Here is a 5,272-nt window from a genome sequence, read left to right on the forward strand (position 1 = left end):
CCCGGATCCCGTTCCGCGGCCTCCGCGGCGCGCTTGATGTTCGCCAGGCGCCGGTCCCAGTCGGCCGCGAGCGAGGCCATCCACCGTGCCGTCGCGTCCAGCGCCGCGGGCCGCACGGCGTAGCGCACCTCGCGTCCGACCCGGCTGCCGGAGACCAGTCCGGCGGCGTCCAGGACGGCGAGGTGCTTGACCACCGCCTGCCTCGAGACGGGGAGCCGTTCGGCGAGCGTCGTGGCGGTGGCCTGCCCCTGTGCGGCGAGGAGATCGAGCAGCTGCCGTCGTGTCGGGTCGGCCAGCGCGGCGAGCACACTGTCGACCGCGGAGCCGTCGCCGCGGTGTTCGTCCGTCACACGGACGGCTGTTCTTCGGCGCGCTTCTTCAGCGCGTCGAGCTCCAGCGGCCAGCCTCCGGTGTTGTCCTTCAGCGCCTTGTTCCGCAGTTCCTCGGACCCGGCCAGCCCGGCGAAGCCGCTTTCGACGACGCGGAGCCGCGTCCCGTCGCCCTCCGGCGTCAGGGTGAACTCCACCAGAGTGCTGTTGTCCTCGCTCAGCTCTTCCCCGGGGAACGCGCTGGCCCAGCGGTAGGCCAGGTACGTCGGCGGGTCGACCTTCTCCACGCGCACCGGGAAGTCGCCGTACTCGGGGTTCCTCGCCACCATCGACTCGCCCTCCCTGGCCACCGTGCCGGGCAGGGTCGCCTTGTCGGCCACCCAGAACCCGGGCTGGGCCACCAGTGACCAGACCCGTTCCAGGGATGCCTGGATCAGGGTCTCGCGTTCGATCCGGTCCTCACTCATGAGGGCACTCCTTCACTCACGTCGTCGAATGTGCAACTCCAGAGTTGCACAGCGATGCTCGCACGCGCAACCCGACGGTTGCATGCCGATCGGGTGACGCGGACGCTGGACGCCGGCCATGGCTCACTCGCCGGCGCCGCCGGCCGGCCCGTGCGCACGCCACGCCATGCCCGCGGCGACGAGCACGCCCGAGACGTTGTGCCACACGGAGAAGACGGCGGCGGGCAGCGCGGCGAGCGGGCTGAAGCGGGCCGCGAGGCCGAGGAGGACGCCCAGGGCCGGCGGGCCACGCCCTTGAAGTCGTCGAGGGACATGGTGAGTCCCCTGCAGAACATGACCACGCCGAGGAGGTAGGGCTGCCCTGCATGCGATGCATGCAAGTGCCACGGATCAGAGTGCGGCAACCGCGTCTCGCGATCCGGGCCGCCTCAATCGGGCCGGGCCGCCGCCGTCGGCCGTTGATCCCGCCGCCGGTCGATGCGCCCAGCCGCCTCAGCCGGTGAGCCCGCCGCCGTCAGCCCGTGGTCTCGCGGATGCGGGCGAGCAGGGCACGCAGTTGCTCGCGGTCCTCGGTGGTGAGGGCGGCCGTCGCCTCGGCGAGCGCCACGCGGTCGATCTCCTCCGCCTCGCGATGGCAGCGCAGGCCCTCGTCGGTCAGACGGAGCAGGAACGCCCGCCGGTCCTGGGGGTGGCGCACCCGCTCCACCAATCCGTCGCGTTCCAGGCTGTCGACGATGGTGGTCGTGGTCCGGGCCGCGATCCCCGCCATCTCGCTCAGGTCCCGCATCCGCAGGGGCTGTTCCGCCCGAGCCAGCATCCTCAGCGCGCGCAGCCGGGCGATCGACGCTCCCCCCTCCCGCAACCGGGCCTCCACGAACTGCCGCAGCCGGTGCGTCGTTTCGTAGAGCTCGTCGACCAGGATGTCACTGCTGCCGTGCACTGCCATGGAACGTCTCGATTCCCTTCTGCCCCCGACTCTGCCCGCGAGCGAGAATCCATTCTATGAGCAGACACATAGTGTGTATGCTCAGCATGTGTCTCCACGTCGCTTCGCGCTGCCTGCTCCCCCCCTCTTCTCCTCCTGCTCCTCACGCCTCAGCCAGCGCCTCGTCGTCCCCGTGATGTGTGTCAGCGTGACCTTCATCGCCATCGCCGACGGCGCGATCACCACCGTGGCCCTGCCGGCCATCGCCCGGCAGTTCCATCTGACGACGGCGGCCCTGGACGGGGTCGTCGTGGTCTACCCGGTCGCCCTGGCCATGGCCATCCCGGCGTCGGCCTGGCTGGTCGAGCGGTTCGGCGGAAAGCGCGTCCTGCTGACCGCACTGGTCGGCTTCCTCGCCGCCTCGCTGCTGTGCGGCACGGCCGCTTCCCTCGGTCAACTCGTCGCCTACCGTGCGGTGCAGGGACTCTCGGCCGGCGTGCTGTTCCCGGCCTCTGCCGCGCTGCTGTTCGCCACCTTCACCTCCTCGGAGCAGGTGCGCATATCCCGTTACATGATCATCCCTCAGCAGATCGCGCCGGCCGCCGCGCCCGTCCTCGGCGGACTGCTGGTGGATCACCTGACCTGGCGGTGGGTCTTCTACGTCAATCTGCCGGTGGGCCTGCCGGCCGCGCTGTTCGGGGCGGTGTTCCTGGCCGGGCACCGAGGCGGCCGCCCGGGCCGCTTCGACCTGCCGGGCCTGCTGCTGAGCGCGGCGGCACTGGGCGGCGTGATGTTCGGCATCTGCGAGGGCCCCAACCGTGGGTGGTCGTCGGCCGCGGTCATCGTCTCGCTGGCGCTCGGGACGGGGCTGCTGGCCGCGGCGGTCATGGTCGAACTGCGCGTCCGGGAACCCTTGCTGAAGCTCCGTCTGTTCGGGCACCGGCTCTTCCGGGACACCAACCTGATGAACCTGGTCGGGCTGATTCCCATCCTCGGCGCCATGTACATCGGCCCGCTCTTCCTTCAGCAGGCACAGGGACGTACGGCTCTCGAGTCCGGCCTCACCACCTTCCCCGAGGCCTTCGGCGTCCTGCTGACCGTGCAGGTCGTCGGCGTCCTGTACGCCAGGGTCGGTCCGCGCCTCATCATCGGCTGCGGCCTGGCCGGCGTGTGCGGGGTGCTGCTGCTCTTCGCCACCTGCGACGCGCACACCGGCCTGTGGACCTTCCGCGGCTGCATGTTCCTGCTCGGCCTCGCCATGGGCTGCTTCTTCGTGCCGACGACGGTGGCCTCGCTGGCCACGATCGGCCGGCAGGACCTGGCCCAGGCCTCCACCCTGAACACCGTCGTACGCCAGACCGGTGGCGCACTCGCGCCTGCGGCGGTCACCACCGCCCTCGTCCTTGGCACCCCGCCGGCGACCGCCGCGGACCCGCCCGTCACCGCCTACCAGCACGCCTATCTCGCGCTCGCGGCGATCGCCGCGGTGGTCGCGGTCTTCGCCTTCACACTCCCGGACGGACCCGCGCGCGCCGCCGCCCGCGGCGGCACGGCCACCGCCGGCCGGCCGGTGTTCCTCCGGCGCCGACGCGAACGGATCGACGGATAGCCCCTGACCCCTGCGAACTGACGGGTGATCAGGGGAATCGGCGGGCACGGGACGGCATGTCAAGCACCGACCCGCCGTCCGGGGCGATGTTCCGCGCTGCTCCAAAGGTGACCCGGTGTCAGAAAATCACCTCCAGGGACTAATTGTCCGTCAATCAGCCAATCTGACATGGCACTTTGCTTCTCCGTCCCTGTCCGCGCAGAAGGTGCGCGAGCGCCTCGGATGCCCCGATCGGCCCCTGCCGCCGCCACCCCCGCCGTTCCCGAAATGACAGCTATGGGGGGCATCAGTACGTTCGATCACACATCGGCTGCCGAGCCGATCGCTCCCTGAGACAGGAGAAGCAGAGCCATGATCATCACCCGTTCGCACGCGATGACCACCGCCGTCGCGGCTGCCGCGGCCCTGGCCGCGAGCGGCATCACGTACGCCTCGGCCGCCGTCCAACCGTCCCAGGCGATTCCCGCCCTCCGTCAGGCACCCGCTCCCGCCCAGGCCCCGATGGGCGGCGACACCGGGAGCAACAACAACGACAGGGGCAACGAAGGCCACGAAAACAACCATGGCGGCCATCATCGCCACTTCGAGGAGGGATGGATCCACATCAACGAGCGCTCCTACTCCGCCCACCCGGGCGGCTGCATCGTCGTCGTCAGCGGCCTGGGCTCCACCAGCCTGAACATCCGCAACGACAGCCGCAGGACCGTCGAGGTGTTCCGCGGGGTCACCTGCGACAACGGCGCCCCCATCGCCACGGTCGGACCCCGCAGCGAGAGCAACGGCGTGACGCCCGGTCAGGCCGGCGACGTGTTCGTCAAGAACGGGGTCGTGGGCAGCATCCGGGTCATCGACCGCTACGACGACTGGGGCGACCGCGGTGACCGCGGCGACGACCGGGGAGATCGCGGGGACTACGGGGACGACTACGGGGACGACTACTAGCGGCAGCCGCGCCACGCAGGCGAAGCGGAACGCCGGCCCGCCGTAATCGCGCCGGACCTCTGACGCCGACACCACAAAGACACAGAACCCCGGCCCGCCGTAATCGGGCCGGGGTTCTGCTTTCGGGGGCGCGGTGGCGCCGGGGAAGGGTGTCAGCCGGCGGCGCTCCAGGCAGCGTACTCCTGGCGGACGTAGGGCCGGCGGCCGAGGTCGAACTCGACCGAATCGGGGCGGTGCGGTCCGGCGACCAGGTGAGGGTGGCGGCGGTCGTACAGCGCGAGCTCCTCGGCGGTGCGTATCGCGGCGCTCGATGTACTGGCGGAGGATGGCCAACGGCGCGCAGCCGCGCGATGCGGACAAGTATGAGGGCGACCACAGGTGTTCGTGCAGGATGGCGGGGTTGATCCGGCCGGTGAACTCCTGCCGTATCCGGCGGGCGGAGATGCCCTTGAGGCTGTTGACCAGCTTGGATCCGGCGACCTTCGGTGGGTGGTGCACCAGGAGGTGGACGTGATCGCGTTCGCCGTTGGACTTCTTCAGCTCGGCTTCGAAGTCCTCGCTGACCTTGCGCGTGATCTCTTTGCAGCGCTTCAGCATCTCGTCGTCGAACACACCGTACCAGTGCGATATCGAACGGATTTGCTCATTTCGTATGCAGTTCCAGTGAAATATGATCTTTGGCCGTGAGCGGCCACGGAGCATCGATACGGTGATCGCCATGCAGCTCCGCTACAACTACCGGGCCTACCCGGACGCCGCACAGCGCCGTGCGCTGGCCAGTGCGTTCGGGTGTGCCCGCGTGGTGTGGAACGACTGCCTGCGCCACCGCAAGGAAGCGCACGCGGCAGGACTGCCGTATGTGAAGTCGGCCGAGCTGTCCCGGCTTCGCGTCACCCAGGCCAAGCGCACCGCCGAGCGTGCCTGGCTCGCCGACGTCTCAGCGGTCGTCCTGCAGCAGTCCCTGCGGGACCTGGATGCCGCCTACAAGAACTTCTTCGAC

The 5,272-nt window shown here is 70.0% G+C and carries 6 protein-coding genes and 2 pseudogenes; 3 read left to right on the forward strand and 5 right to left on the reverse strand.

The window, feature by feature from the left end; translation table 11 throughout:
• The 4 genes and pseudogenes from R2S09_RS39820 to R2S09_RS39835 all read right to left on the reverse strand — a co-directional run.
• Positions 1–350 (reverse strand): metalloregulator ArsR/SmtB family transcription factor (locus R2S09_RS39820; RefSeq protein ID WP_316746158.1); only part of this gene is annotated, 350 nt, incomplete at its 3' end.
• Positions 347–796 (reverse strand): SRPBCC domain-containing protein, encoded by a 450-nt coding sequence (locus tag R2S09_RS39825; protein ID WP_306192073.1) that lies wholly within the window; start codon positions 794–796, stop codon positions 347–349. The genes R2S09_RS39825 and R2S09_RS39820, both read right to left, overlap by 4 nt.
• 248 nt (positions 797–1,044) lie before the next feature.
• Positions 1,045–1,152, reverse strand: a pseudogene (locus R2S09_RS40870) (bile acid:sodium symporter family protein); the annotation flags it as partial.
• 158 nt (positions 1,153–1,310) lie between these two features.
• Entirely contained in the window at positions 1,311–1,742 is a 432-nt protein-coding gene (locus tag R2S09_RS39835; protein ID WP_306192074.1) for a MarR family winged helix-turn-helix transcriptional regulator, read from the reverse strand.
• A 187-nt stretch (positions 1,743–1,929) separates the two neighbouring features.
• On the opposite strand from R2S09_RS39835, the gene R2S09_RS39840 reads away from it, so the two are divergent.
• Positions 1,930–3,330, forward strand: a complete 1,401-nt coding sequence (locus R2S09_RS39840) for a DHA2 family efflux MFS transporter permease subunit (RefSeq protein ID WP_399145724.1) — start codon at positions 1,930–1,932, stop codon at positions 3,328–3,330.
• A 351-nt stretch (positions 3,331–3,681) separates the two neighbouring features.
• Complete coding sequence (locus R2S09_RS39845; RefSeq protein ID WP_316746159.1) at positions 3,682–4,272, forward strand: hypothetical protein; 591 nt, start codon at positions 3,682–3,684, stop codon at positions 4,270–4,272.
• Between the two features lie 300 nt (positions 4,273–4,572).
• On the opposite strand, the pseudogene tnpA reads toward R2S09_RS39845, so the two are convergent.
• Positions 4,573–4,887 (reverse strand): annotated as a pseudogene (tnpA, locus tag R2S09_RS39850) (IS200/IS605 family transposase); the annotation flags it as partial.
• Between the two features lie 103 nt (positions 4,888–4,990).
• Between tnpA and R2S09_RS39855 the strand changes: the two are divergent.
• Positions 4,991–5,272: transposase (locus tag R2S09_RS39855; RefSeq protein WP_316746161.1), on the forward strand; the 282-nt coding region annotated here is incomplete at its 3' end.

The sequence above is a fragment of the Streptomyces sp. MK7 genome, assembly GCF_032658145.1.
Taxonomy (GTDB): Bacteria; Actinomycetota; Actinomycetes; order Streptomycetales; family Streptomycetaceae; genus Streptomyces; species Streptomyces spiralis.

Bases quoted from the DNA above. Each gene is read 5' to 3' on its own strand.
- R2S09_RS39845 (WP_316746159.1), top strand. From the start codon at position 3,682: ATGATCATCACCCGTTCGCACGCGATGACCACCGCCGTCGCGGCTGCC.
- R2S09_RS39835 (WP_306192074.1), bottom strand. From the start codon at position 1,742: ATGGCAGTGCACGGCAGCAGTGACATCCTGGTCGACGAGCTCTACGAA.
- R2S09_RS39825 (WP_306192073.1), bottom strand. From the start codon at position 796: ATGAGTGAGGACCGGATCGAACGCGAGACCCTGATCCAGGCATCCCTG.